Annotated in this window: 25 protein-coding genes, 1 tRNA gene and 4 pseudogenes; 15 read left to right on the top strand and 15 right to left on the bottom strand. The window is 66.1% G+C overall.

Translation table 11 applies throughout. The features are described from left to right. The first annotated feature begins 87 nt into the window (after positions 1-87). Positions 88-1,125, top strand: coding sequence for an alpha/beta fold hydrolase (locus ACLIVD_RS40915; RefSeq protein WP_491933024.1), 1,038 nt, complete (start codon positions 88-90; stop codon positions 1,123-1,125). A 217-nt stretch (positions 1,126-1,342) separates the two neighbouring features. Here ACLIVD_RS40915 and ACLIVD_RS40910 read toward each other — a convergent pair. The 3 genes from ACLIVD_RS40910 to ACLIVD_RS40900 all read right to left on the bottom strand — a co-directional run bounded on the left by ACLIVD_RS40910 (position 1,343) and on the right by ACLIVD_RS40900 (position 3,339). Continuing rightward, positions 1,343-1,416, bottom strand: a tRNA-Ile gene (locus ACLIVD_RS40910). A gap of 82 nt (positions 1,417-1,498) precedes the next feature. Beyond that, positions 1,499-1,846 carry a hypothetical protein gene (locus ACLIVD_RS40905; RefSeq protein WP_491933025.1) on the bottom strand — a complete coding sequence of 116 codons (348 nt, stop codon included), beginning with the start codon at positions 1,844-1,846 and terminating at the stop codon, positions 1,499-1,501. A gap of 326 nt (positions 1,847-2,172) precedes the next feature. After that, entirely contained in the window at positions 2,173-3,339 is a 1,167-nt protein-coding gene (locus tag ACLIVD_RS40900) for a lipase family protein (RefSeq protein ID WP_491933506.1), read from the bottom strand. Between the two features lie 657 nt (positions 3,340-3,996). On the opposite strand from ACLIVD_RS40900, the gene ACLIVD_RS40895 reads away from it, so the two are divergent. After that, a complete protein-coding gene (locus ACLIVD_RS40895) occupies positions 3,997-4,359 on the top strand; it encodes a cupin domain-containing protein (protein WP_491933026.1) in 363 nt (120 codons plus the stop codon). Positions 4,360-4,549: 190 nt separating this feature from the next. Here ACLIVD_RS40895 and ACLIVD_RS40890 read toward each other — a convergent pair whose 3' ends face one another. Continuing rightward, the gene (locus ACLIVD_RS40890) at positions 4,550-5,185 is read right to left on the bottom strand and encodes a TetR/AcrR family transcriptional regulator (protein WP_491933027.1); all 636 of its coding nucleotides are present in this window, start codon (positions 5,183-5,185) and stop codon (positions 4,550-4,552) included. A 39-nt stretch (positions 5,186-5,224) separates the two neighbouring features. Further along, entirely contained in the window at positions 5,225-5,509 is a 285-nt protein-coding gene (locus ACLIVD_RS40885; RefSeq protein ID WP_491933028.1) for a hypothetical protein, read from the bottom strand. A gap of 804 nt (positions 5,510-6,313) precedes the next feature. Between ACLIVD_RS40885 and ACLIVD_RS40880 the strand changes: the two genes are divergently transcribed. Continuing rightward, on the top strand, positions 6,314-6,748 hold the full coding sequence (locus ACLIVD_RS40880; RefSeq protein WP_491933029.1) for a hypothetical protein: 435 nt from the start codon (positions 6,314-6,316) through the stop codon (positions 6,746-6,748). 523 nt (positions 6,749-7,271) lie between these two features. Here the strand turns inward: ACLIVD_RS40880 and ACLIVD_RS40875 are convergent. After that, positions 7,272-7,742, bottom strand: coding sequence for an Ig-like domain-containing protein (locus ACLIVD_RS40875; RefSeq protein ID WP_491933030.1), 471 nt, complete (start codon positions 7,740-7,742; stop codon positions 7,272-7,274). An 858-nt stretch (positions 7,743-8,600) separates the two neighbouring features. On the opposite strand from ACLIVD_RS40875, the gene ACLIVD_RS40870 reads away from it, so the two are divergent. Then, positions 8,601-8,909: a hypothetical protein gene (locus ACLIVD_RS40870; RefSeq protein ID WP_491933031.1), complete on the top strand. Its 309-nt coding sequence runs from the start codon at positions 8,601-8,603 to the stop codon at positions 8,907-8,909. A gap of 498 nt (positions 8,910-9,407) precedes the next feature. Here ACLIVD_RS40870 and ACLIVD_RS40865 read toward each other — a convergent pair whose 3' ends face one another. Further along, positions 9,408-10,421 carry an esterase/lipase family protein gene (locus ACLIVD_RS40865; RefSeq protein WP_491933032.1) on the bottom strand — a complete coding sequence of 338 codons (1,014 nt, stop codon included), beginning with the start codon at positions 10,419-10,421 and terminating at the stop codon, positions 9,408-9,410. A 368-nt stretch (positions 10,422-10,789) separates the two neighbouring features. Between ACLIVD_RS40865 and ACLIVD_RS40860 the strand changes: the two genes are divergently transcribed. Together ACLIVD_RS40860 and ACLIVD_RS40855 are read left to right on the top strand one after the other, a co-directional pair. Further along, positions 10,790-11,137: a hypothetical protein gene (locus tag ACLIVD_RS40860; RefSeq protein ID WP_491933033.1), complete on the top strand. Its 348-nt coding sequence runs from the start codon at positions 10,790-10,792 to the stop codon at positions 11,135-11,137. A gap of 89 nt (positions 11,138-11,226) precedes the next feature. After that, the gene (locus ACLIVD_RS40855) at positions 11,227-11,448 is read left to right on the top strand and encodes a hypothetical protein (RefSeq protein ID WP_491933034.1); all 222 of its coding nucleotides are present in this window, start codon (positions 11,227-11,229) and stop codon (positions 11,446-11,448) included. Positions 11,449-12,041: 593 nt separating this feature from the next. On the opposite strand, the gene ACLIVD_RS40850 is transcribed toward ACLIVD_RS40855, so the two are convergent. After that, positions 12,042-12,530 (bottom strand): hypothetical protein, encoded by a 489-nt coding sequence (locus ACLIVD_RS40850; RefSeq protein WP_491933035.1) that lies wholly within the window; start codon positions 12,528-12,530, stop codon positions 12,042-12,044. 432 nt (positions 12,531-12,962) lie between these two features. Between ACLIVD_RS40850 and ACLIVD_RS40845 the strand changes: the two genes are divergently transcribed. Beyond that, positions 12,963-13,253, top strand: a complete 291-nt coding sequence (locus ACLIVD_RS40845) for a hypothetical protein (RefSeq protein WP_491933036.1) — start codon at positions 12,963-12,965, stop codon at positions 13,251-13,253. 678 nt (positions 13,254-13,931) lie between these two features. On the opposite strand, the pseudogene ACLIVD_RS40840 reads toward ACLIVD_RS40845, so the two are convergent. Next, positions 13,932-14,270 (bottom strand): annotated as a pseudogene (locus ACLIVD_RS40840) (DUF4383 domain-containing protein); the annotation flags it as partial. A gap of 663 nt (positions 14,271-14,933) precedes the next feature. Here ACLIVD_RS40840 and ACLIVD_RS40835 point away from each other — a divergent pair. From ACLIVD_RS40835 to ACLIVD_RS40825, 3 genes are all read left to right on the top strand, one after another. After that, complete coding sequence (locus ACLIVD_RS40835; RefSeq protein WP_491933037.1) at positions 14,934-15,470, top strand: hypothetical protein; 537 nt, start codon at positions 14,934-14,936, stop codon at positions 15,468-15,470. A 692-nt stretch (positions 15,471-16,162) separates the two neighbouring features. Continuing rightward, the gene (locus ACLIVD_RS40830; RefSeq protein ID WP_491933038.1) at positions 16,163-16,498 is read left to right on the top strand and encodes a WhiB family transcriptional regulator; all 336 of its coding nucleotides are present in this window, start codon (positions 16,163-16,165) and stop codon (positions 16,496-16,498) included. 159 nt (positions 16,499-16,657) lie between these two features. Next, a complete protein-coding gene (locus ACLIVD_RS40825) occupies positions 16,658-17,482 on the top strand; it encodes a TspO-related membrane protein (RefSeq protein ID WP_491933039.1) in 825 nt (274 codons plus the stop codon). Between the two features lie 77 nt (positions 17,483-17,559). Here the strand turns inward: ACLIVD_RS40825 and ACLIVD_RS40820 are convergent, their stop codons facing one another. From ACLIVD_RS40820 to ACLIVD_RS40800, 5 genes are all read right to left on the bottom strand, one after another. Then, positions 17,560-17,967, bottom strand: coding sequence for a hypothetical protein (locus tag ACLIVD_RS40820; protein WP_491933040.1), 408 nt, complete (start codon positions 17,965-17,967; stop codon positions 17,560-17,562). Beyond that, positions 17,949-18,308: a hypothetical protein gene (locus tag ACLIVD_RS40815; protein ID WP_491933041.1), complete on the bottom strand. Its 360-nt coding sequence runs from the start codon at positions 18,306-18,308 to the stop codon at positions 17,949-17,951. The genes ACLIVD_RS40820 and ACLIVD_RS40815 overlap by 19 nt, the downstream gene beginning before the upstream one ends. A gap of 4 nt (positions 18,309-18,312) precedes the next feature. After that, a complete protein-coding gene (locus tag ACLIVD_RS40810; RefSeq protein ID WP_491933042.1) occupies positions 18,313-19,062 on the bottom strand; it encodes a hypothetical protein in 750 nt (249 codons plus the stop codon). 418 nt (positions 19,063-19,480) lie between these two features. Beyond that, complete coding sequence (locus tag ACLIVD_RS40805) at positions 19,481-20,176, bottom strand: type 1 glutamine amidotransferase domain-containing protein (protein WP_491933043.1); 696 nt, start codon at positions 20,174-20,176, stop codon at positions 19,481-19,483. Positions 20,177-20,194: 18 nt separating this feature from the next. After that, on the bottom strand, positions 20,195-20,623 hold the full coding sequence (locus ACLIVD_RS40800) for a MarR family winged helix-turn-helix transcriptional regulator (RefSeq protein ID WP_491933044.1): 429 nt from the start codon (positions 20,621-20,623) through the stop codon (positions 20,195-20,197). A 551-nt stretch (positions 20,624-21,174) separates the two neighbouring features. Between ACLIVD_RS40800 and ACLIVD_RS40795 the strand changes: the two are divergent. From ACLIVD_RS40795 to ACLIVD_RS40780, 4 genes and pseudogenes are all read left to right on the top strand, one after another. Continuing rightward, positions 21,175-21,613: pseudogene (locus ACLIVD_RS40795) on the top strand (flavin reductase family protein). Continuing rightward, positions 21,613-22,324 (top strand): annotated as a pseudogene (locus ACLIVD_RS40790) (pyrimidine reductase family protein). The pseudogenes ACLIVD_RS40795 and ACLIVD_RS40790 overlap by 1 nt, the downstream one beginning before the upstream one ends. 196 nt (positions 22,325-22,520) lie before the next feature. Next, on the top strand, positions 22,521-22,667 hold the full coding sequence (locus tag ACLIVD_RS40785; RefSeq protein WP_491933045.1) for a DUF7489 domain-containing protein: 147 nt from the start codon (positions 22,521-22,523) through the stop codon (positions 22,665-22,667). 157 nt (positions 22,668-22,824) lie between these two features. Beyond that, positions 22,825-23,016: pseudogene (locus ACLIVD_RS40780) on the top strand (hypothetical protein); the annotation flags it as partial. A gap of 791 nt (positions 23,017-23,807) precedes the next feature. Here ACLIVD_RS40780 and ACLIVD_RS40775 read toward each other — a convergent pair. Then, positions 23,808-25,277 carry an aminotransferase class I/II-fold pyridoxal phosphate-dependent enzyme gene (locus ACLIVD_RS40775; RefSeq protein ID WP_491933046.1) on the bottom strand — a complete coding sequence of 490 codons (1,470 nt, stop codon included), beginning with the start codon at positions 25,275-25,277 and terminating at the stop codon, positions 23,808-23,810. Between the two features lie 226 nt (positions 25,278-25,503). Here ACLIVD_RS40775 and ACLIVD_RS40770 point away from each other — a divergent pair, with 226 nt between their 5' ends. After that, positions 25,504-26,550, top strand: coding sequence for a C45 family autoproteolytic acyltransferase/hydrolase (locus ACLIVD_RS40770; protein WP_491933047.1), 1,047 nt, complete (start codon positions 25,504-25,506; stop codon positions 26,548-26,550). Positions 26,551-26,559 lie beyond the last annotated feature (9 nt).

Below are 26,559 nucleotides of genomic sequence, written 5' to 3'. Positions count from 1 at the left end.
GACACCCTCGGGTGGGGCGTGTCGTCACGTGTGTCGACGATGTGCAGCGAAGAATCGACGTAGAACGCGACAGTCGAGGAGGGTGCGATGAACCCCAGTCGCATACGCAGGCTCCGGCCGGTGCCCGACGCCGAGCCGCAGATGATGTTTCGCACCATCCACGGGTACCGGCGCGCCTTCCGCATGGCCGGTGACGGCCCCGCGCTGCTGCTGTTGCACGGAATCGGCGACAACTCGTCGACCTGGACCGAGATCATCCCGCACCTCGCCGAGAAGTACACCGTGATCGCACCCGATCTACTCGGCCACGGTCGCTCCGACAAGCCCCGTGCCGACTATTCGGTCGCCGCCTATGCCAACGGCATGCGCGATCTACTCTCGACCCTGGGAATCGACCACGCCACCGTGATCGGACATTCGCTCGGCGGCGGCATCGCGATGCAGTTCGCCTACCAGTTCCCACAGATGGTGGATCGGCTCATCCTGGTTTCCGCCGGCGGTATCACCACCGACGTTCATCCACTCCTGCGCCTCGCGGCGACGCCGATCGTCAATGAGGCACTGAAGTTGCTGCGCCTGCCGGGAGCGGTGCCCGCGGTGCGCTGGGTGGGGACCCTGTTGACTCGGCTGCACGGCACTGCCCTGCACCCCGGTGCGACGCTGCACGACACACCGGATCTGGTGCGAATCTTGACCGAGCTTCCCGACCCCGCCGCGTACGAGGCCTACCTACGCACCCTGCGGGCGGTGGTCGACTGGCGCGGACAGACGGTGACCATGCTCGACCGCTGCTATCTGACGGCAAGCCTTCCCGTTCAACTCATCTGGGGAGATCGAGATACGGTCATCCCCGTCAGCCACGCCCACTCCGCGCACGCGGCAATGCCGGGTTCGCGGCTGGAGATCTTCCGGGGCGCCGGTCACTTCCCCTTCCGGGACGACCCCATGCACTTCCTCCACACCGTCGAGAAGTTCCTGTCCGATACGCGCCCATCGCCATTCGACGAGACCAGGTGGCGGCAACTGCTCAACATCGGAACCGTCGAGAAGACTCTCACCCCCGACGTCTCCACGCGTGCCGCCGTGCTCGACGCCGTGGGATCCGCCGAACGCAACGCCACCTGATACGGGCTCAGATGACCGACACCGGGCACAACACCCACCCGGTACCTGGGGCAGGTACCACGCCGCGGCAGTCACCGGTCTGCAGCACCGTGTTCGAAAGATTCACCACCTACCGACCGGGAATCCGCCACGGCCATGTCACTGCCTCGCACACTCTGATCCGGGCGGCCTGACCCCGTCCCTCCACCGGCCTGTTGGGGGCCGGCGGTGAACGCGGTGGGGCGGGCGGGGCTCGAACCCGCGACCAATGGATTATGAGTCCACGGCTCTAACCGACTGAGCTACCTCCCCATCACCGCACTACCCCGCCCTCGTGGGGTGTGGTGATGCTACCGGCCACCCTGCTGGCTGTCCCCGCCCGCGTCGGGAAGTCTCATACGCGGCCGAAGAGCTGCCGCACGCTGCCGTCCTCATCGACCGCATACAGCGCCATCCCCAACAGATTCAGAATCCGCTGAGGTGCCCGCACCGCGGCGTCCACCGATCGCGGCTCGTCTCTCACGACCAGCGCGAACGACACCGACTGATCCGGTTCGCTCGGCATCCGCCGCACGAGCTGCCCGATGGCGGTATCGATGTCCAATCCCGGCGCGGCGGTCGCAGCCTTGACCTCGGCGTAAAGCCGGCGCCCGTCCTTCTCGGCAACGATGTCGACGAAATCCGTATCGGGCACCACCGTCCAGCCCTGAGATGACAACCACCGCGCGAAGTCCCGGGCCACGCGCGCCTCCTCACCTCTCATACCGCCACGGTAAGCCCGAAAAACGTCAGTTCAAACCTCTTTTGTCGAGCGACACGGACCCCACGGTGCGCGATACGGCCGACGCGGGACACGTCACGACTCGAACCCGCCCCGAAGGGCGCCGTGCGGTGAATCCGACGTTCACGAGGCTCCCTCCCGGACCCAACCGTGTCGATCACGTAATCACCTGGCTGCTAAAGCAATCCGTGTACCGAACGCTTGACACTTCCCGCAGAGCCGACTGTGCAGGCGGAAGGCCGGGGACCGGGCCATCCTGCACCTTTTCGGTTCGCTGGGGCCGGCGGTTAGCACCGTGTCGGGGCGGGCTCACCCCGGAAACGTGCCGCGATGAACTCGTACGCATCCGGAAAACCCACCACCGCAGTGGTCATGTGCTCGGAGATGTCATAGGGCACGAACGTCAGCCTCGCCCCGCCCGCGCAGTACCGGTGCGCCACCTCCGCCACCGAATCGAACGGAGTGAGCCCATCGAGCGTGCCGTGCCACATATACACCGGCGCCGACGGCACCCCCTCGAAATATCGGAGACTGTTCTCCCGCAACACCTGCCGCGCCGCCGAACTCGCCATCAGACTGGTCGACGCCGCCAACTGCCCGGCGTTGCGGAAAGCGCCATGGAACAGCAGGAACCGTCGGCACTCGTTGCTCATCCATTCCCGCAACCACAGACCGGTCTCATTGAGCTGCGAAGACACCGGCAACCGATCCGGGTACTCCCGCTCGAGACCGATCGCCGCCGCGAAGGCCAGCCCGAACCCCGGGTGCGGGTTGAAGCCCAGCCCCTCGGCCATCTGCTCGAGATCCGCCGGCACTCCGCCCTGCACCACCGCCGCCAGCTTCAGCTCCGGGGCATAGGTCGGCGCGAGCGCCGCCGCCCACGCGCCGGCCATTCCCCCACCCGAATAGCCCGCCAGGGCCACGGGACTGTTCGCCAGGCCCAGTTCGGCCACCCGCTGCACCGCACGGACACTGTCCAGGGTGATCATGCCGCCGAGCTTGGCCGCACCGTACGCACCGGTCGGGCCGAGGTGATCGGGCACCGAGACCGCCCACCCCCGCTGCAACCCCAAATACATCCCCGGTGATTCCTGCATCTCCAGGTTGAACAACGCCCGCGAGGGCGCGCACTTGGTTCCCAACGAGTTCACGATCGCCTGATACGACACCAACGGCGGATTCGCCACACCCCTAGGAAGGAGCACCGTCGTGACCGCCAGAATCGGGTTTCCGGCCGAATTCGTCGACCGGAACGCGACCTGCCACCCGTCGGAGTTGGCGTACATCCAGGTGTCGATCCGCCGCGTCCGCACCACATCGCCCGGCGCCTTGGCCCCGAGATCGGCGGGAGCGAGGTAGAACGGGTCCGGGTCGGGCCACGGATACAGCGGTTCCGCGCTCGCCGGCACCGGAACCGCCAATGCGAGGAAGAGGACACCGAGCACCGCCGCCATCAAACCCCGCAAACCTCGCCGCACCACGTCCTGCTCCCTCCGCGCCCCCTCGTCAGGACACGGTGACAGTATCCGCACGGGCACCCGCACCGTTACCGACTCGATCCCAGGCAACCTCAGCCACAGTCCCGTGCGGAACCCTCAGAACATTGGGTTTGGGCGAATCACGGGAAAGTCTGCCCAGCGTGGCCAAAGAGCCCTTTCCGTGGAAGTGCCCAGCGATGCCAGGGGCGGGATCGCCCCAGGGCTGTGGTTCGTTCAGCGCCATTTCCGCTGTCAGAAGTTCTCGGTGAGGATCATCTCGAGTGCCCCCGTGCCCCCGTGCCTCCGTGCCCCCGTGCCCGCGGGGACCGCGGTGCAGCGCGGTGTCGCCGCCTGTGCGGATCGAGCACGCACATCATTAGTTGCAAGGTGTACTCGTCGTGGGGCATTCGGCCGTGACCTCTCCTATACGGATCCACCGCGCTCCGAGAAGAAGCAGTTCGCCCAGTGCGCCCGCTGCCCTCATCCACGGACTGATGCTCGATATTGCGGTAATCAGGGTGCCCGCCCAGAATCGAAGAGGCAGCAAATTCGCTTCAGCCCGCGGTTCCCGATTTGACGGTCGAAGATCCGCCGCATCTGTGGGTGCCGCCCAAACGACGTGGGAGGACAACGATGTCCGGTCTCATCCGCAAGAGTCTCGATTCGCCCGAGGAAACCCGCCCTTTCGAGGACGACATGGGCAAGCTCGAACTCGTCAACGTCACGTCCGGCGCTGTGGGGAGGGCGACCTTCCAGCCCGGCTGGCAGTGGTCCAAGCACGTCAAACCGATAGCCAAGACGGACAGCTGCCAGGCCGCTCACATGGGTTATGTCATCTCGGGTCGTATGAAGATCGTCATGGACGACGGAGAGGACATGGAGTTCGGCCCCGGCGATCTCATGGTCTGCCCGCCCGGACACGACGCCTGGATTCTCGGCGATGAGCCCTGCGTGGTCATCGACTGGACCGGCGTCGCCGACTACGCCAAACGGTAGATGACAGCGCCGTGTCCGCCCGCTCATCCCACGCGCGCGGGGAAAGCCTGTGGAGTGGACTCTTGCTCAGGGGACTCCCGCCCTGCTTGCTATTGCGTTGTGCGACACAACGTTGTTGACGACCCAGGCCGCTTCGCAGAGTGAGCGGTCAGTCCGCGGGTAGCGACCCCCGTAAGGACGTAGCCGAGGGTCAGCGGGCTTTGGTGGTGAGGATTGCCGCAAGGTCGTCGAGCGCTATCAGGGCGGCGTCGCTGTCCCGGTCGACGAGCCAGCGCAGCACCAACCCGTTCATGCACGCCAGCGCGAACCGGACGACCTGATCGACCGGGGTGATCCAGGCGACGCCAGCTCTACGTGCGCACAGGGTGAGGAACGCGACGGCCTCGGCGTCCATGGTGCGGTACTGCCGCGCGGCGATCGCCCCTGCAGACAGGTTTCCGGCGCCGCGTCGGCGGAGCGCGTGCGCGGTGATCTCATAGGTCAGCAGCTGGCGGTTAGGGGTGGCCTCGATGATCGGCCACAGTCCGCGGATTCCGGCCCGCAGCAGATCCGCGAGGGCCGGAATCCCAGTGAGCCCGGCCGGTGCGGTGTACTGGCCGAACGCCAGCCGCATCCCCTCGTTGACCTGCAAGATCTGGGTCTCCCCCAGTTGGGTGAGGAGGGTGTCCTTGTCGTGGAAGTGGTAATGCACGATCCCCAGTGACGTTCCGGCGGCGGCGGCGAGTGGACGCATGGTCAGCGCGTCGACGCCCCGCTCGGCCGCGATCGTCAACGCCGCCTCGAGAAGTTGGGCGCGGCGCTCATCGGCGGGCAGCTTCTTCGCCATTCGCCGAGCGTAAGCGCTCGGCGGTCGGCGCCGGGGCCTTTATCCCACGACGATCAGCAGACCGACGGCGGCGACCGCGATCACGGAGGCGAGGACACAGATCGCCCACGCCCGGATCGCAACCCGGTGCCAGTCCCGGTCACGGCGTACCACCTGGGCGGTGAGCATCCGAGCCTGCGAGGGTGATGCCGCCGTGTCGGCTCGGTCCGGCACCCGCTCGCGCGAGCGTCGCGACACCACATCCGCGGTCACCGCCGCGGCGAACGACACCGCAATCACGCACAGCGTGGCCACCAGGACCTCGACCATCCAGAACACATTCATACGGCAACTCGAACTTCCTTGTTTCTCGGGCGTCCACCGCTGTAGGCGATTGCCGTCCCCGTCGGTCCCCGCCCCGTCGTGTATCGCCACGATCGCTCACTCTGTTGCGCCGATCGGCCCACGAAGTTTTTTCAATATTTTGATCAGTCGTCCAATTTCCATTTTGATCGCGCGTCCAATTGAATTGGGCATTCGTTCAGTTTGATGGGCGAAAATTATCTTCCTTTTCGTGAAACGCCGGAGGCGCCCACAGCCGATATAGGAGTAAGCGGGTTCGGTGCCCGTGGATGAGAAAAGGCAAGAGGAGTGAAGGGGTCATGGGTTCTGCAGGTGTTGACTTTGCCGTCGCCTTCGAGGCGTTCCTCAAGTGGCTGAGTATCACGTTCGGGGGCGGTATCGGAATCGGCTGATCGGCCATATATGCCCTGGAACGGCGGTGGCCCGCGGCTCGCCAGGTGGGAGCCGAGCCACCGCCTTCCGAGCAGCGGCCCACGCCTCAACGCTGCCCGCCGCCCATAAGGATGCTTTGCCGCCTAAAGTCGGAATCGACTAATGGCGTAATCGTCATGCATATGCTCACACGGACCGGCAATAGCGGCCCCCTCGATTATCGTCCGCGATTTCAGCCATTCGAGAAATGTTTGTTCGGTGAGCTAGAACCTCACCACCCTTGCTGTCATTTCGTTCGCTGTCCTCGGGCTCGCAGCCTGCGGCAATGACCAGTCGCCGGACGTCGAACCGTTCCCACCGCCGGTCGGCACCACCGCGACAACTACGACGCAGCTGCCGCCGCGCGCGACCGAGATGGTCGTCGGTCAGCCCAACACGCTGACCTTGAGCAATGGCGTCGAACTGACGTTCACGGTCGACTCGTTCGCCTCGCTCACCGGGGCCGACTGCACCGGTTCGGCTTTCGCTGGTCCGCTGGACAAGCAGTTCCTCCGGGTCGATTTGGTTGTGCGCACCGGCGAGACGGTGCCCGCGGACTATACGTCGATCTTCGACACGTTCCTGTGGAAAGTGCGCGGCGACGACGGTGTCGTGATCGACGAAGCGGCGATGGAAGAGGACGCGTCATATTGCCTCAGCGTCGAGGAGGACGGTGCTGATCTGGACACGTGGGAAACGAATTCGATCTACAACGCAAGCTTCGTTGTCCCGCAGCAAGGTCCGGCCGGGACGGTCATCCTGGAGCCGTCGGATTACGTCAGCACAGACCGCTTCGAACTGAGGTACTGAACAGAGACGCCACAAGGCCCCTGGCGCGCAACAGCGGGCGCCACGCACCATGTGCACCTGACCGATGGGCAGCACCCGTCCGACACCGGTCTCGGGTGCTCCGCAGCGAGGCGTGGGCCTCGACTTCATGGGGGCCTTGGCCTTTGCTCTTCTGCGCCGCCGCGAACTTCATGCTCGCCGACGGTGACGCTCTTCCCCGGTTGGACGAACTTACATGGCACGTCATCTTCCAACCAGAAGTGATCCCCCAGTGGCCTGCGGCGGTGCGTGCCGCGCCGGACAACCGCTACGGCGTCGGTTGCGTACTGGCTGTCACACTTCCGTCGCGGCGTGGCTGGATGGTCGGTGGTTGTACAACGTCTATCGCAGAGAAGGCGACGGCACCGGACAATTTCAGCTATCGAGTTCCGGATGTGGGGGTTTCGACCTCGTCACCACTGCCGCCTCCGTTGCACATAGGCCGACCCCGGTGCACACGGGCGATCCTGGGCCCCGAACCGGCGTCGAAGATTCAAAGAATCGGTCAGCCCATCGGAAGGCAAATCGAGCCGAGATTCAGTCCCGTTGCCACGGTGACGGTCGTGCTGCCCTCCGAGCCTCTGAAGCCGGCCGCTCCTTTGAATTTTGCGCCGATGACGTGCGCGCCTGGCGCGCCGAAGGTGTGATTGGCAGTGGCGGTGCCATTCGTCACGACGGCGGCGGCAACGATCACGGTGGTGCCGTCCTTGAACTCCACCGTGCCAGCGGCGTTTACGGGCGTAATCTTCGCGGTCAGCGTGACCGGACAGGTGGTCGCGACGGTCCCCTGCACGGACACAGTCGTCGTGGTATCGACGTCAACCGCTGCTGCGGGTGTGGCCATGAGGACCATCGCGGTGGCAGCGGCGCCGAGTGTGAACATTGGGGCCCGGAGCCGTCGCGCCGGCCGCCGCCGAACGTGCATGCCCTGGCCTGCCGATTCCGAACCGATACTTGGACTTGCGAAGGTGATCATGGCCGTACTCCTTCGATTCGCGCCTGATGTGAAACGCGAAGCGGACGACCACGCATCCGATAGTTCCGGCGGCCGCCCGGGCCGCTAATTCTGACGCTACTCGTGGCGGGTAATTGTCATCAATACCCCAAACGGATCGTTCGGCCACCGGGAATTTGGCCCCACACGAACTTTCTTGGTTTGCCGAGGGCTGGCGGCCGTTGACGCGATCGGTAACCTTTACGGCCCCACCCCGCCCCGTGTATCGCCGCGACGGCGCACCATGTTGCGCGATGTCGGGGTCCGTCCCATTCGCGGGAGCAGTGCTGCACATGGTGCTCGGAGCCCGCGACGCGCACGGTGCACCGGTGCGCCCCGCCGCGCCGGATCGGCCCTCCCCGGCCCCGATTCGCCCCGGGGGGTTTCCACACATTTTGATCAGTCGTCCATTTTCCATTTTGATCACTCGCCCAAATTGGTCTTTCGTTCAGTTTGAAAGAATGTCAATTTTTCTGGTTTGCAGTGAATCGCCCAGGGCACTTCCGTGCGATATGCGGCCCGGGATGCGGGGTGAATATCGGAGACGCCGAGCGAAGACGACGTTCCTACCGGAGGCCTACCGCAACCTACGTGGCGTGCTCGACCCGGCCGTCGCCGTATTCGGACCCAGTTGGTCGTCATCGACAATCCTCACACCGACCACGTCGGCCAAACTTGTGCGAGGCAAGAGATCTGGAGTTGCCCCATGGCCCCGACGGCGAAGAGCAGTTCTCCTTCTCGCGGACCCGCCACCCAGGGGCGCGCAGCCCGCATCATCGACATCACCGCGGTCGTCGCTACCTCGGCCTTCGCCGGCGGCGCCTTGCTCACTCAGACCCCGTGGTCGTCCCGGCCTGGCGCGCGATGGAACCGGCGGCATTCCTGCACCATTTCGCGGTGTACGGACCCGTCACCGGGGCGACGGTGTTTCCCTTCGCGGTCGCCGCGGTGCTGCTGCTCGCAATTACCACGTACTCCGCCGTCAAGCGTCACCGGCCGGGGCGGCTCGCCTGGGCGCTGGCCACCTTGTGCATGGCCTGGACCTTTGTGCTCCTACCGCTCTATTTCGTGGACGCGAACCTCGCCATGCTCGACCCCGGGTTCCCGCCGCAGGCCGTGTCCGCCGAGTTGACCGACTGGTATCGCTGAATTGGGTCCGTGCGGGCCTGGGCCTCGCCTCGGCGGCCCTGGCCTGCACGGCGCTCACGGCCAGCCGAGGCCAGAACGCCACTCACCGGGGTGAGGCGGACCACGGTCTCGGTAACAGCTGAGATCTGTCGACCGCTGCGCGCGGGAAGGGGCCGCATCGGACTTGCACCCATTGCTCATCCATTCCTGCAACCACAGACTGGTCTCATTGAGCTGCGACGACACCGGCAACCGGGTCGGGTACTCCCCGGTCGAGACCGATCGCCGCCGCGAAGGCGGGGCCCCGAAACCCATGTGTAGGTTGAATCCCAGCCCCTTGGCCATCTGCTCGAGATCCGCCGGCACTCCGCCCTGCAAGCACCGCCGCCAGCTTCAGCTCCGGCGCACAAGTCGGCGCGATCGCCGCAGCCCACCCGCCGGCCACCCCCCCGAATAGCCAGCCAGGACCACAAGCCTGTTCGCCAGCCCGACTCGTCCGGCCTTGTGAAGCCGTTACCGTCAGAACTTCTCGGTGAGGATCATCTCCAGTACTCCCGTGCCCGCCGGGACCGCGGTGCAGGGCGGTGTCACCGCCTGTGCGGGATCGAGCAGACCCATCACCAGTTGCAGGGTGTACTCGTCGTAGGGCATCCGGAAATGCCCGGACTGATTGGACGGGCAGAGGTCCCCGATCATCAGGTTTGTTGCCGACCCGTCGCGCAACGCGATATTGGTCGCCGGCTGAATGACCTCGTCGAGCCACGAGCCGATCGTCGTGTACCGGGTTCCCCCGGCGGTGTCTCCCCCGCTGTTGAGGTCGTCGAGGAACGGCGAGCCCTGGGCCTGCTGCTCCAACGCGGGCGACACCAAGTCCGGGGGCAACACCGCGGTCGCCCACTGCATGCCGCCGGGCGTCTGCTCGAGGACCGGAACGAGCCCGTACAGGGTGCCCCCGTAGGTGGGTGAGGCGAGACCGACCCACTGATCGACTATGGCTGCACCACCGAGCCGGTTGACGTAATACCGGGCCACCGTCGCTCCCTGCGAGTAGCCGACGAGGTCGACCTCGGAAGCCGCGGTCGCGCCGCGGACCTCGGCGACGAACTGCGCCAGCTGACCGGCGCTGACCGCCATATCCTCGGTTCCGTAGTTGTCGCCCCCGGGCTCGCCGCCGTAATTCAGCGCGAACACGCAATACCCCGCCCCGGCCAGTCGCGGACCGAGCGCCGCCCAGTCCGAGTACGCATTCGAGTCCGTGCCGTGCACCAACACCACCGGCCTCGGATGATCCCCGGTCGGGGTGCAGGTGAAATCGTTGACTCCAGGCGGAACCGATCCCGGGTGCTGCCGCGCATACCGGGCGGCATCAGGATGCTCGCTCTGGGCGGGACCGATGCGGTCCGGTACCTGCCACACCGAGCTCGCCCCGGGCAGATCCGGAACCTCCTCCGCCGCCGCGACCGGCGCCCAAAGAAGGCCCGCGGCCAACCCGACACCCGCGGCCGCCCACCTCATCTGTCGATGTGCCCGCATCCTGCCGCTCCCTGCCCTCCCTCCGCGCCCCGACCATTCGTGCCGGCACCACTACCGGAGCGCCCCTCTGACCCGGGCAGCTCCGGGGACAGTGTGGAATACATTGAGCGCAAACGCTATTAGGTCAATCGTCCAGTTCCGCTGGGTCGTATGCCATCAGGCCACCGCTCGAACAGTGCGACCGCTGCCGAATCCGACGAGCTCATCTCGTGGACCGGATCACTACCGCTCGGTAATGTGATGCAGGACACAGCGACTGCCGCGGAGATGCCCTACCCTGCTTAAAAACACACCGCCTAAGGCTTCCCTCACGGATCGATGCGCAGAGTGAGTCGGAACCCGCGCTTACTCGAGGAGGTGCGGTCGCCATGACCACAGGACAGCTTGTCCACAACAACGACGGCCCAGGACGGGGCGCCGAAGGCATCATCCGCCGTCCGCTCGGTGACGTCGTCGCGGCAATGTTCTCGTTCGAGGACGGGGACGTCGATGCCGTCGAGCGGATCCGAGCGGGCGACTTCGACGATTGGGTTTCCGCCGCCGCCCGGTCCGGCCTTTTTACCCCGCGGGAGGTCGAGGACCTGGTCCGGTCGTGGCACGCCGATCCCAGGTTGCTGTTCGAGGCGCTCCTGACCGATGCCGACGACCTGAGCCGCAGGCGCTTCGAGATCGCCTGGGACTCACTCGACGAGGTCGACTCACTCGAATACGCCTGACGGTGCCCACCGACGGTGACATGCGTGCGAGCCAACGCACCACACTGAGCGCCGAAAAGCCTTGAGATGAGCGGCAAGAGAGGACGACGATGGCGAACTCGACCGTTCCAGAGCAGTTGCTGCACGCCGTGCAAGACCGCACCACCGAGATGCGCCGATGGTTGGATACGGACAACAACAGCGAAACGCTGATGGCGCACCTCCAACACGAGCCCGTCGACACGGTGTGGCTACGCACCTACCAGCGCCTGGGTCGCGACCTCATGTCAGCTGTCGGAAACGCACAGGAGCAGTTGCCGCGACGTCGATGAACACCGACCAGGATGGCGCGTCGATCGGTACAGGACCCGCGCGCGTTCCGCCGAAACTTGCACCCGCCGAGCGCACAACGGTTTTCCGCCTCGCTTGAGCTGAAACTTTACCTCGCGGGCCGGTCGTCGGTGGGGTCTCCAATGTCGGGGCGCCGACACCTTGCGCCTGGAGTCCCACCTTCCTGAGCTGCGCTGGGGACGACGTCGTGCGGCCAGGCAGCCTCAGTGGGGGTCACGCCAAACATATTGCAACGAACCTCACATCGAATATGCATGTGCAGTGCGTCGTTCAACCCCATTCAGGACCGTTCAGAACAGCCGTCCGGTCGATGATCTCGGACGGCAGGTTACGCGAGCGTGTCGGAACTCTCGGGTACGGCGTGCGCGCGGGATGGTGCCGTGCATCGCCCGACTCGTCGCTGGACACCGCGGCTGGTGTCAGTCGTCGGGGATGTTGTAGGGGCGTTGCTGCGAGTGCTTGTTCCGCTCTCGGCGGGGCGTATGCCTCATGCCGACATCCTGCGCGCTGGAAGGTCGCCCGGAGGAACCGTGCCGCGGCTGCCGCAGCACCTCCTCGACCAGACAACCCCTTCCTATCCGGTGGTGACGTCGGGCGGGTCGGGGAGGTCGACATCGAGAAAGAAGTCGAGCCAAATGAGGGCGTCGGCCAGGGTCTCCGCCCGCATGGTGATGTCGAAATCGTCGGCGGCGCTCAGCGACCGCTCCCCCTCCGCGACATCCTCGGCGACCAACGCCGACACCGTCTGGAGCACCCACCGCTCCGACGCCGGCAAGGCCTCGACATCGACGTACCCGCCGTCCGCGAAGCGCAGGTCGAGGATGAACCGTTCGCCTGGCCCCGCGGCACCCAAGCGCGCGATGACCACACCGACGATGGCATCGACCACCCAGGCAAGAAGAGCGCGGTACTCCGGGCGCTCGTCGAGAGGGCGCGGGTCGACGCACACGCGGGAGACCTCGCACGAGAATCGGGCCGCGTCACGATCCCCGACCAGCTGCATCAGCCGACCGCCGAGAGCCGCGGCCGACGAATCGGTGGGGCGATGTCCGTTCGATTCCATACCCGAGAGTGCCCGGACCCCTTCCCCGCTACACCGCCCCACCGAGGTGCGGTCGACCTGCTGTGTCAGGATCCGTTGATCACCAGGTCCAACAGCCAGACCCCCCACGGTATGCCGCTCTCAATTGGCAACTCCCACAACGTTCCCTCCCAGTGTTGTCGGTGCGGTGTGACCGTCATTGTGCCCGACCAGGCAGACACCACCCGCTCGTGACAACCGAAAAACATCGGTAACCCCCAGCGCACCGAACCAATACCGATATTCCGCCCCACTGAGGCGGCGGCAGGGTGACCGCACTCCCACCCCAGGGAGCCTGGAAACCCCCGTGCAGGTCACCGACGATAAACACGTCGAACTTCCGAACTGTCGAATCCTGCTTCCCCATTTCCTGGAAAGGAACCCATACCGAAGACACCCCGCACACGGATCGCGGTGACGCTCGCCGGCGTCGCCGCCGCGCTGTCGATCGCCACCGTCGGGCCCGTCACCGCCGCCGTCGCCGACACCCCCTGCAAGGGAACCAGCTGCCACACCCCCAATCCCAAGCCGACACCACCGGACCACATCGACGGCTGCCAATTCTGCAACGACGGACCCAAACTGCCCGCCCCGGGAACTTCCCACCACCCCAGCAACCGGCACCCCCACCGCGATGAACCCGCCCACGAATACTCCCGGGATTGGCAGCCACCGAAGCGATTCCGTTCACGCCCGCCGGCGTGAAAGCGGACGCCCGTTGCTACCGGCCGCCTCTGGTGATTCCGGGCGACACGCGACCGTATGCCCCGCGTGCGTGCCTCCCGACGTGACCGAAGGGCCCATTGCCCGTCACGGGGTGGGTAACCCACCACTGTTTCGGGTAACCGGACCGCAGGCGACGACGCGAGACAGCCGGTCACGGTGGGCGACGTCGAACCAACCAAAAGATCGCGGCGCATCCCACCGGATGCGTCCGACCGAGAGGGTGTACATATCGTGCCTCGCACCGGCGAAGACCCCGATCACACCTCTGGCGCCGATTTCGGATCCGACGACGATCCGATCCGGTGGCCCGATCCCAGTCCGTTGGACCTGTGGTGGCAACGGGTGATGTCCGAAAGCCTCCGCCGATCCCGGGAACCGGGACCCCGGCCGGTAGTCCCACCCGCGTCGAGGAACTCCCGCAATAGCGATCCCCGCCCGCACGCAAGTTTGACCCATCGCCCGATCCGACGCTAACGCCCTCGGGCCCGCTCTGTTCGGCAGCACCAATCGAGACGCGCCCTCGATTCCCGGCACGGGAGGGGTCGGCACGCATCAGCGGGTGTAAGGACTGGTCGCGGTTGTGCTGACGGGTGGACCGATCGTGGTAGCGAGCAGGCCGAGAGCGATCATGGCCACCCCGAGGCCGAAATGCAACTAGTTGTCAGCGGTGTTGACCGGCACGAAGTTCGCGGCGCTATCGAGATCGATGACGAGCCCGTAGATCCACAGCACCAGGTAGATGAGGCCGCCGCCGAGCAGGAACGCCTTCCCCGCACCGGCGGTGCGGGCCGCGGCGATCCCGACGACACCGAATAACACATGCACGACGTTGTGCAGGACCGAGACATTGAACAACCCCAGCAGTTGGGCGTCGGAATGATGGCCGGCGAAGGTCAGGGTGTCGTAGTCGGTAGTGACGCCGGGGATGAACCCGAGCACCCCCACCAGCAGAAACACCGCACCGGGGTGCGCGTCCTCGAACGCACGGCAGGCGATGGTGTCATGATCGTGCTCACCAACTTTCGGTCCAAGATTTCCGACAGATCGAGCGCGGCACGCGTTATACCGGCCATCGGTGCCCGGTGACCGGGACCCGCGTGTGCCGCCCTCCTGCGGGTACCCCACCGCCCAGACGCGAACCCGAGCGCAGACCTTCCACAAAGGGACCTCACAGTAGTTCGAGGAGGCCCACCGGCCACGAACACAATCTGACGAGCAACAAAGTCGTCTCAGCGATGGTCAGATGGTCGACGCCACAGCCGACGTGCGACGTGCGACGTCAGGATCATCAGCCGCGTCGAGCCAGAACAGGGACCGGCCGTCGTTCGTCACAGGCTGCCTCGCAGTCGCACTACCCGCAACAGCGTGTGACACCGAATCGGAGTTAGTCGCACAATCGAAGAAGGAGGAGAAGCGAATCCTGATGGGGTGAGCAATGCGTCCGAGCCAGTCGGCACCTGTGCCAGTGCCCCTGCCGGCGGCTCTCACCAGAGATCCTCCCCTGGATCTCGGCAATACCCATCACATCGGCCCCGTGCAGCGGGCAGTGCGCGGACACAGGGATCACGGGGACCCGGGGGGGGTGTCGCTCACGAGAAGTGCCGCCTTCAACGTGGGGGTGCGTGCCGCCACGGGCGACCGCACAGCCGATTCGACTCGATGCCGTCTCGGCGTGTCCGTCGCCCGGGCGGGTACCCGGTGGGCGTGGGTTCGGATATCGGTGACCGCGCGTTCCCGGAGGCTCGCCTGGCCGGACACCTGCTCGCCCTGGTCACCGATCACGACTTCGACGCGTTGTCGGCGGAACTGTGTCCGCTGGTACAACCACCGGCCGCGGACCCGGTCCGGGCCGTTCTCTACGGCAGTGTGCTGACCTGGCTGGTCACCGCCCTGACCGACGTGGTCACCGCCCGTCTCGGTCAGCCCGCACCCGGAGAATCGTTCGTCCTCGAACTGCAGACCACCGCCGGCCACACCCTCGGCGCCGAGGATCTCCCACTGCGGGAAGGCCGGGTCGGACGCGCCGCCCTGGCCCTACTGTCCGGCGACCGGGCTACAGCCGACGTCCACCTCGAAGCCGCCGCACGCGAACCGGAGCTGGCCATCCGGGCAGGCACGCTCGTCGAGGCGTTGATCTGGCTCGACGCCCTCCTTACCGCGCAGACGCCTGCGTTTCCAGACTGCCCACCGCGCTGACCTCCCACAATGACACTCCCGGTGGGCGCCGTCGCCCGGCCGCCGGGTGGTCCGCAGGGCGGCCCGCATCGCCCCTATCGGGACCACAGCCGCATCGCTGCTGCCTCGGCGACGCCGGACCACTTCGGGCGGCTGAACACGCAACCCACACACGATTGCGAGGCCGAGTCCCCCGACCGGTCGCTGACGACTCGCGTGAGACCGCGGATGTGATGCCAGTTACTTTCGGGCGAATCTCTTCACCGTCCACCGTCGTAGCGTTACCATTAGCGTTACATCCATTTACCGATTCTTTGCAGTCGGTGAGGGTGGGGAGATCACCGGTATTCCGGCGTCTCCCGGTTCCATCGATGTCGAGACCAGGCATAACGTCCATTCCCGTCTGCGGAGACGTGGTGCACTGATTACCGTTTCTGAATCCGGTCCTCGCTGTCACTACCTCGATGTCTCTTGCCGGCATCAGGAGTGAACGCGCGATGTGTCGAGGGGTCATGTCGCACAACATTTTCCGGACAACAATCCTGCAGCTGGTCCGGCTCCGTTCCTTCTGAGGAGGCCATGCCAACACCCACCTCCATGTGCACTTTGCACGATCCGTCGGCGACCGGCCCAGGCCTTGCCGAACCCGTGTGTCCCCCGCTATTGCCGGCGTTCGTGTCACCGTTTCAACTCCGAAAGCGACCCATCCCGCAGTGCCTGATCATTCGCACCACATCAATCCGGACTGGCAGCACCGCGCCTCCTGCCGCGGCGCCGACACCGAGACGTTCTTCTCCCCCGACGGTGAACGGGGCAGCGGCCGCACAAAGCGTGAGCGTGCCGCCAAACAGATCTGCCAGGACTGCCCCGTCCTCGCACAGTGCCGCGCCCACGCCCTCACCGCCAACGAGGCCTACGGCATCTGGGGAGGCATGTCCGAAAGCGAGCGCGCCCGCCACCTCCGACGGAACCGTTCCACGGCCCGCCACTGCGACACCGCACCCGCTTCGGCAGCGCACCGCAACCGCTCCACCTGCTCGCGCACGTAACCAACCACGTGCGCGGTGAAATCGGTTCCCTGCGGTACGGCGCCGTCACCGGAACCCTGCGAGCGTGTCTCAGTTAGCCGGCGTGACGGTGCTCCTCAGGACGTGTTCTCGACGAGTTCCTATCCTCGACAATGGACGTTCTCCCGCAAAGGAGTGACCATGAGCGGATCGATCGAATCATCCCCTGACGACGGTGCCCGTGTGCTCTTCGTGATCCTCTCCGCGGTGGTGGCGGTCGTGGGTTCGGTCATCGGCTCAGGGGCGCTGGTGGGAACCCCGATCGCCCAGGTCGCCGACGGCGCCCTCGCCGCCGACGCCACCGCAGTGGCCCCGGGCGGGCCCGCCTTCTCCATCTGGACCCTGATCTACCTCGGGTTCCTCGCGCTCGCGATCTGGCAGGCACTGCCCGCGCACCGCACCGATCCTCGGCAACGCCGCGCCGGGTGGTGGCTGGCCGCGGCGATGGTCCTCAACGCCGCGTGGATAGTCTGCGTGCAGTTCGAACAACTGTGGCTCAGCGTCCTGACGATCGTGGCCCTACTCGCAGTGCTGGTCGTCGTGTTTCACATCCTGACCAACACGAAGCCGTCCAGTCGTGTCGAAGCGATCGTGGTCGACGCCACCGCGTTCGTATACGTCGGATGGGTGTGTGTCGCGGTGGTCGCCAACATCGCTGCCGCCCTGGGCGCCGCCGAGATCGATCCGTTCGCTCTCGGGGCCGATACCTGGGCCGTACTCGTCCTTACCGCAGTCGCCCTGGTCGCCGTGGTCCTTGCCGTCGCCGGTCACGGACGCTTCACCGTCACAGCAGCCATCGTCTGGGGGCTCGTATGGATCGCCGTCGCGCGGACCACCGGCGACGGTTCCACCTCGCAGCCAGCCGCCATCGCCGCACTGGCGGCCGCCGCAGTGGCCATCGCCGCCACCGCGATCGCCCGACGACCCCGCGCACAGTCCGGCGAGGCCAGCGTCACGAAACCCTAATCGTGTGCAGTGCTTAGGAAATCGACCACGAGCGATCCGGGTCGGTTCGACAGGTTCCCCCGATCAAGCCCGTCCTCTCAGCCCCACAACTGTGCCCGTATTTTCTCCTCGAACCACTGCTGCGGACGCCGGTTCGGAACGTCCACGACGCGCCCGAAGTCGTCGAGGCGGGAGTCGATGACCCGGTCCCGTGCCGCTCTCCGGTCGGCGAGATCACCTGTGGCATCGATGCTGATCTCCGGTGGTGTGCCCCGTTCGACCAGCATGACGGCGCGTTCGTCCCGTCCGTGGCGGCACCGATACCGCACCCCCGCCGCGGTCGGGGTGCCGACCAGGATGTTGGTGCAGGTGATGCGGGAGTCGCGGTAGTCCCGCCACGTGCACCCGGTCAGCGAGCCGTCCTGGTTGATCGCCGCCAACCCGGCCTGGGTGTCGAGGGCCGCGACCGTGAGGTCCTCGCCCGCAATCATCCGGGTGAGCGACACTTCGGCACGGGCTGTGTCGGAGAGCCTTCCGGTCTTGGGGATGTCGGTGCCGCGCAGGATCCTCTCGCGACCACCGCACCCACCGGCAACCCGACGTACAGGTAGCCACCGAGCAGTGAGCCGCCGGGGCAGACGCGGTCGTCGTGGACCGGGTCGAACCGGCCCTGCCGCGGAATTCGCGTGGTGCGGGTGTTGATCGTCACGCCGTCCGCGAGCGGGGCAATGGCGGCGGAGTTGAAGCTGTTCGGCGGGTAGGGGCTGTCGGTGCGGTGGATCCGCCACAACTCGGTGCCGGCCGCAATGGTGTCGGTGTGCGCGGGTGCGCCGTTGTACGTTCGCACCCGCTCACATGCCCCGGCGTGCCACGTCGAGGACGTTGTCGATCGCGATCTCGGTCAGCTCGCCGGCCTCGAGGTCCTCGAGGGGGCTGCGGCCGTCGAGGATCTCGGTAGCGGTCAGCCACCACGACGCCGCACCATACGGGTCCTCCGCCACCGCGAGCCGCCGGTTCGCATATTTCACCAGGTCAAAAATCTGGTGCCGTGCCCGGTCGAACTGGAACAGCGGGTACCGGTAGTCCGGGCGGGCGCCGATCGGCAACCCGATCAACTCCCCCGCCTTCCTGCGTTTCTGCGCCACGCTGCGGATCGGCTCACTCGTCGGCGCCAGGATCGTGGCGACCTCTTTCGAGTCGATCACCTCGAGGGCGTCGAGGACCGACCTGCGAGCATTCGCCCGCAGCGATGTGCCCTCTTCGGCGTCGGTGACGGTCGCGATCAGTGACTGCGCCAACTGCAGCCGCTCGGTCTGCGACAGGGCGGCTGCCGAAAACTGGGTGAGTGCAGTGACCACGTCCCCGCCCGCTTCGTCTGCCCCCACTGAAGTCAGGGCGTCACCGCGCCGACCTGCTGTGCCTGCGCGGGGTCCGGGATCCGGCGCGTTTCCGCCTGCCTGGACCAGGGCGAGGCGGAACTCCGCGAAATAGGTGCCCAACGCCCGCTCGAGGCCCTCGACCTGGATCGACTCGGACATCCGCGCCACCACTACCGGGTCGATGGCAGGAGCAGGTCCCGAGGAGAACGCTTCGGCACACATCCAACCCTCCCAGGTACGATCGTCCTGACCACGTACCTATCGTACCTCCGAGCGGTCGATCCGTCGACGCCGAGACCAGCGGCCACGACGGGCGACTGGTGCGCGCCGCCGACTCCCGTAGGCCTTGGCGGTGGGGCCCGCCCTGGCCGGAGGCCGGATCGGGGTCGACGGTCACCTAGTCTGTCTCCACGAAGATCCGGCGTCCGTCCTCGTGCGCATCTGAGCGCGAGAGTGTGCCGTTCAGCTCACCGATTTGGCATCGCTGCTGAAACTCAACGCCGAGCATGACGTGGGCCGACTCTGTCAGCTCACCGAGCTGGGTACCGGTGGCTCGCTGCCGCTCCCGCGCAGCGGCAGCCTATCTGCGGCGAAGTCGACCTCCAGCTCCCGCGCAGTGTCTGCGCGGGAGCTGGGGTGGTCAGTGTGATTGCAGCTTCGTCACAAGTGCTTCGGCGACGGGCCGAGCGCTTCCCGGGTTCTGGCCGGTGATCAACTGTCCGTCTTCGACGACGAAGGGGTCGAAGGGTTTGTCGGCGATGCTGTAGTTCGCGCCGAGCTTATTCAGCTCGTCCTGCAGGCTGAATGGAACGGCATCGGCGCGTTGTGCCGCTTCCTCCTCCGGCCAGGAGAAGCCGGTGACATTCTTGCCTTTGACCAATGGGTCTCCCGTACTGAGCGGGACATTGAGAAGGCCGGCCGGTCCGTGGCAGACGGCAGAGACGATGCGGCCGGTCTCGTAGAAGCGTGCGGTCAGCGCACCGAGATCGTCACCGCGGAAATCGAACATCACGCCGTGGCCGCCGGTGAAGTAGATCGCGTCGTAATCTTCGACGTCGAGGTCGGTCGCCTTCGTCGTGTTCGCGAGGAGATTCATGAATTCGCGGTCGTGGTAGCGCTTGTCGGTGCCGAGCTCACCGAGCACCTCGTGTGCCAGGCTCTCGGGGTCGATCGGCACGTAACCACCCGAGGGACTGGCGATGTCCACGGTGTATCCGTGGTCGGTGACGTAGTCGTAGAAGTGCGTCAGTTCACCGAGCCACAGCCCGGTGCGATAGCCGACCTTCTCGTACTCTCCGACGTTGGTGACGATGATCAGAATCTTGTTCGTAGCCATGCTGTACTCCATTTCCAATCAGATTTCTTCAGAAAATGGTGGGGCGCTGGAGGGTGCGGTGTGGTCCCGCGCCTGGCGTGCGACCCTGCTCAGCAGCGAGCGGAACTGTTCCTGCTCGCCCGGCGCGAGGGCGCCGAGGACAGTGGTCTCGGCGTCGGCGATCCGCGCCTCCAACTGCTTCAGCCGCTCCGATCCCGCGGCCGTCACGACCACCGTGCGGACTCGACGGTCAGCAGGATCGGGTTGGCGATCCACCAAGCCCGCGTCGACGAGGTCGTCGATCACGTAGGGGATCACCGACCGATCCACTCCCAGATAGTCCGCGAGCTGCACTTGTGTGCGAATGCGTTTGCGCGCCACGGTATACAGCAGCTGGAAGCCGCGAGAACCGCGCGGCAAGTCCGCCACCACGGGCTCCACCAGGGTCTTGTAATCACGCATCAACATCGCGACCGACCACCCGAGGTCGCAGTCCCCGTCGTCCGCTCCGTCATTCGACACTGGTTCAGGCTATCGAAGAATCATATGTGCCACAACTAAGTCATATAACAATTTAGTTGTCCATCAATAGTTCCCTCTCGACGCATGAGGCTTTCCGCGTTCGAACACCCCACCTCGGTCTTTGTGGGCCGACCGTGGAGGCTGCGCGGGATGACACCGAAGGGACTGCCCCGGGCTCTGGTCGACATCGCCTTGATGGTGCTGCCGTGTAGAGCCCGATCGCCCAAGCTCGCAAACACGGCCGGGCGGGTGTGCGCGGTGTACCCATTGCCCTACCGGCAGCGTCAGTCGTATTTCGCGTCCGTGGGTCCCACAACGTCCCTTGGTCTCGTCGCGCGTCCAGGTCGACTCTGTTAGACAGAGCGAATGGCGCACAACGGAAATCCCGACACGACACAGCTCTCCGAGCCGAACTAAATGTCGACGGCGTGGCAACACCGGCGTCGCGCGACGCCGGACAGGCGTTCGAAGATGTCGTCGCGTAGTTGGACTATCCGATGTTCGTGGTCACGACGCGCGGGGAAGAACAGCGGTCGGGATGCCTGGTCGGGTTCGCGTCGCAAGTCAGCATCAACCCGCCGCGTTTTCTCGTGGGACTGTCGAACAAGAACCACACCTACAGCATCGCCGCGCACGCCGAACACCTCGCGGTCCATCTGCTGACCCGACCACCGTGCCGTGGCAACCCTGTTCGGTGAGCAGACCGGCGACGACATCGACAAGTTCGCGCAGTGCGATTGGCACGCCGGCCCCCACGAGCGGCCCATCCTCCACAGCGCCGCGGCGTGGTTCAGCGGCCGAATCCTCGAACGCCTCGAGCTCGGCGATCATGTCGCGTTCCTTCTCGCACCCGAAACAGGCTTCGCACCAAACGCTCTGGGTGAATTGATCACCTTCTCGGATGTGCAGGACCTCGAACCCGGACACGAGGCGTGATACCGACCATGCGCAAACTGGACACAGGCTCAGGCGAGGTGCCTGCCGAGGATTTCTATCGCGACCCGCCCGACGGCGTTCGCGTGAACATGGTGGCCAGCCTCGACGGCGCCGCTGCCTTCAATGGCCGGGGCCGGCCCCTCTCGGACGCGGTGGATCACCAACTCCTCCGCGCTCTGCGCACCTATGCCGACGTGGTACTCGTCGGCGCCGGAACCATCCGGGCCGAACGGTACGGGCCGGCAGTGCTGACGGACGAGCAGTCGCGCTATCGACTCGAACGGTGGCCTCGACACACCGCCGCCGATCGCCGTCGTCACCCGCACCGGCAACCTCCCGCTCGACACCCCACTGTTCACCGGCGACGTACGGCCGATCGTCGTCACCACCCACAGAACCGCGACCGAGCGTGGCCCCGCCCTCGGAGAGGTCGCGGACATCGTGGCGGCAGGAGAAGACACCGTCGACATGCCTGCCCTGATCGCCGCCTTCCGCGACCGTGGCTTCCGCAGAATCCTCTGCGAGGGAGGCCCCACACTTCTCCACGACCTCGTCGACGAAATGTGCCTCACCGTGGCGCCGAGGCTGGCCGGACCCCAACCGCTGCAGTCGACCACCGGTCCCACCTTGGGAGCGCCGCGGACGCTGTCACTCCACCACGTCCTGACCCACGACGACTTCCTGTACCTCCGATACGGCCGCGGCCGCTAAGCCAGTCGAGGACGGTGGAGCACGAGTCGCCCGTCCAGGGCGTAACGGTTTCTGGCGACTCCTCCGGCGGCGACCTCGGTCAGCCAACAGCGTGCGCACGCTGCCCGAGGACGAGGCCCCGCACCTGTCGCCGGAACGCGTGCGGCCCCGTCAGAAGGACTGAACCACTTGCGTACCAGGATTCGCGCTACCCGACTTGTACCCCCGCCTGACAATCCGTCTCGCCGACGGCACCACCACCAAGGTCCGTGTCGACCGTGAGCTGTGGAACAGCATCACCGAGGGTGACATCGTCCGCAAGGCCCCCGGCCAGAATCCGGTCAAGCGGGCAGAGCATGGATGACAAAATCGAGCGCCATTGCCGCCGCCTCTGCCCTTCGCCTATGTCCGACAATGCCTGCGGGTTCTGGGCTTTCGCGCGAGCGTGGACACGATCTCGGCGACGACGAAACGGGTGTCTCCGTGGTCGATACCTCTGAATGCATCGACAGCACGGTAGTCTGATCGGAGCGAATCTGGTGTCCGACCAGATCTCCTACGGTGCGATCGCCACCATCCAGGCGTTCGCCGGCGGCGCGGCCATCGCCGTACTGGCGGATTCGTTGATGCCCGAGGCCTACAAGGAAGGCGGTTGGTGGGTGGGCCTGTCCACCGCGCTGGGATTCCTCGTCGCGTTCGGTCTCGGAGCATAGACCGAATACGACGACGTCTCGGTCCCTACAGCACCATGGGTGCGGCCGGTGACCGCGGGTCGGGCGGGCCGGAACGATCGCGGCTCGCAGCAGGTCCCGGGCTCCCGCGACGGGCGCCTCGCCGACCCGGTGTTTGCGATCCTGCCATCCCGGCAACTACCGACGGTAGGGAGCACCGCCGTGTTGGGGTATCGCCGATGTCTCGACTAGCGTTCGCCGGGTGTGCCGCCGATTCAGCCGACAGTGTCCAGGCGTCAGGCAACGGAACCGTCCGGATACCGCCCCCTGCAACAACATTGACCCAAGCGAGGCTCACCGAGGCGGACACGAGGAACAGTGAGCACGTGGGTTCTGTGGATCCTCGCAGCACTTTCTACGCTGGTGCTCGGCGGTCTCGGTGTACCAGCTGCGGTGGAGGCGCCGGGTGCACAATGTGAGGTTGGCGCGTTGGATCGAGCAGGGCGGTCCGGGTGATTTTCGGGACCCTCTGGGCCGATCGAGGGTCGTGTCCGCGACTGCGGTGTAATCAGTAGGTGGCCGCTCGACGCAGCCGACGACCGTCGCCGCCGCGCCGTCGAACTTCTCGACGAGTACGGGTGGATTCGCGTTGGACCGGCCCTGATCGTCGACCAACAGAAATTCTTCGTGCGGTGACCCATCGGCCTCACCAGCGACTACGAGGCCGATACCCTGTACTCGAAGCGTATCCAAGGCGTCGGCATTCAGAGTGCACCCGACGGGCGAGAAGATCCCGCCGGTTTGGTGCAAAGGTTATCCACTGGGCTGCATTGTCATCGCGACCCGGTGACCACCCGGATGCGGCGGAGGGATCCGTCGGCGGCATCGGGTATCTCCATCCCGGCATCCACGCCGCTGCGCAGATAGTCGATGACGGGCTGGTCGAGCCGCTCACCCGGCACCACCGCGGGAATGCCCGGTGGATACGGGGTGAGGGGTTCGGCGGCGATGCGCCCGGCGGCCTTGTCCGCCTCGACCAACTCCACCGGCCCGAAGAACGCATCCCGCGGGGACAGCACCGAATCGAGCTGCAGTTCCTCGGGACTCGGCAACGAGATCGGTGGTGGTGGATCGAACGAGGACGCGGCGTGGGCCAGGTTGTCGAGCGCGGTGACCAGCCGGTCGGTGGTGGTGTCGTCGTCGGCCATCGATAAGGTCGCCGCGATGCGGCGGTGATCGTGCATGCCGACATCGAGGTGGCAGTGCTCCCGGAGCCAGTCGGTGCACTGGAACCCGGACACACCGAGTTCGCTGACATCGATGAGGATCTGCATGCGGTCGAGGTCGTGCGAGGCCTGCTCCCCGAGCAATCGATCTTCGAGCACGGTCAGTCCGCCGATGCGGGCGATCCGTTCCCTGGTGCGGCCGGCGAGCGCGAGTGCGCGGCCGAGCAGGTTCGTGCCGTGCTCGGCCATCTGTCGCCGCCACCCATCGATGGCCGCATACAGCATCACGTTCGGGCTTGTGGTCGTCAGCAGGTCCGCGCACTGCGACAGGTGCGTGCCGTCGACGAGGTCACCCTGCAGGTGGTAGACCGATCCCTGCTCGAAGCCCGCACCCATCTTGTGGACGCTGACCACGCAGACATCGGCACCGGCGTCCATCGCCCAGGTCGGCAGGTCGTCGTGGAACGGAAGGTGCGCTCCCCATGCCTCGTCGACGATGAGCGGCTTGCCCCGCTCGTGGCACACCTGTGCGATGGCGTCGAGGTCGGCGCAGGTGCCGTATGGGCTGGGGCTGACGATCAGTGCACCGGCGGCGTCGGGGTACTTCTCCCACATGGCCCGCACCTGGTCCGGGGACGGCGGATGGGAGAAGTGCATGTCCTGGTCCCAGCGTGGGGTGATCCAGCGAGGTGTCACACCGCTGAAAATCAGTCCGGCGACGATGGACTTGTGCGAGTCGCGGGAGACGAGTAGGCCGCCGGGATCGTTTCCTGCGACGGCCATCATCGCCGCCTTCACCGACAGCGAGCTGCCGCAGGTCGAGAAGAAGGCCTGCTCGGCCCTGACCGCGTCGGCCATCAGTTGCTCGGCCTTGGACAGGTAGCCGTTACTCGACCTCCGGTCGTCCAGTCCCCCGGAGGCGAGCACGTCCGCACGGAACGGGTCGGTGCCGAGAACCTCTTTTACCCGCTCGTCGGCGCCGCGCCCCTGCCGATGGCCTGGTGGGGAGAACCCGTATCGGTCGAGCCGGTGATACTGCTCCAACGCATCCAACAATGGTGCCTGCGACTGGTCCATCCCCGAGGTGTACCCGCACTCTTTCCGCCTTGAACCCTCGACGCGTCGCCGCAGCTTTCGGCCGCCGGCGCACACCGCGCCACACGGCGACAACGGCCGAAGAAATGTTCTTATGATCGATATGGCCCCGCGGACACGCGGCGCGCCCGCCACGCGGCGCTCGCGAATCGCGTCTCGCCGGAAAGGTACTTGACGACATGGCAGTCGAGAATGACGAGTGGTTTCGATGACGGTCATCGAGTGTTCCGGAGACGGGCGGGCGCGTGGCCGCGCCCACGGTGAGCAGGCCCGCGACTTGGTCCACGCCGCCCTCGACCGCTGGCGAGACGGTACGAACGCTCGAAGTCGCCATCACCTCGCCTCGACAGGACTGCTCGCCACGGTTCAGGCCGCCGTACCCGACCTGGCCGAGGAGATGCGCGGCATCGCGGAGGCCACAGCGGTCCCGTTCGCGGAAATCCTCGCGTACAACTTCATGGACGAACAGTGGTGGGTGCATCGCGAGCACCTCGAACTCGGCTGCAGCGTCCTCGGGCGGGCGGACGTGGACGGCGTCTACCTCGCGCAGAACATGGACCTGCCCGACTTCATGAACGGATCCCAAATCGTTCTCCGCATCCGCCCGGAGGCCGGCCCCGAGGCACTGGTGCTCAGTTCGGCGGGAATGATCGGATTGACCGGGATCAACGATGCCGGAGTCGGCGTCTGCGTCAACACCCTCGGCATGCTGCGCCACAACTCAGCCGGCCTGCCCGTGGCCGCCGCGATCCGTGGCGCGCTCGCCCACGCTTCCCGCGAGCAGGCCGTCGACTTCCTGCACCGCATCTCACACGCCAGCGGCCAGCACTACGCGGTGGCGGATGCGCACGGTTTTCACGGGGTCGAGTGTTCAGCCGCAGCGGTGGTCGTCAGTTGCCGGGCGGGGTCGCCGCGCCTGCTCCACACCAATCACCCGCTGTCCAACAGCGACATCGACCAGGATGCCGAGCACGAATTGGAGCGCGAAGGACGGATCACCGATTCCCGGGCTCGGCTCGCTTTCCTCGAAGCGAATGCGTCGGAAGCCCGCGATCGCGCTGCCGCCGAGCGCCTTCTCGCCGACCGCACCGCGCCCCTGTGCGTCACACCGCGTCTGGGTCATCGGACGCGGACTTTCGGTGCCGTCGCCTTCGAGTTCGGAACAACTCCGCCGACAGCACGCTTCTGCCTCGGCCTACCGGACCAGGAACTCTGGATCGAACCTGGATGGCGCTCGGCGCCTCAGGACGATTAGATGCTATCC

It is taken from the genome of Rhodococcus sp. G6(2025), from assembly GCF_058628105.1.
Note: the sequence above shows the minus strand (reverse complement) of the source record. Positions and strands in the feature narration are given on the sequence as shown.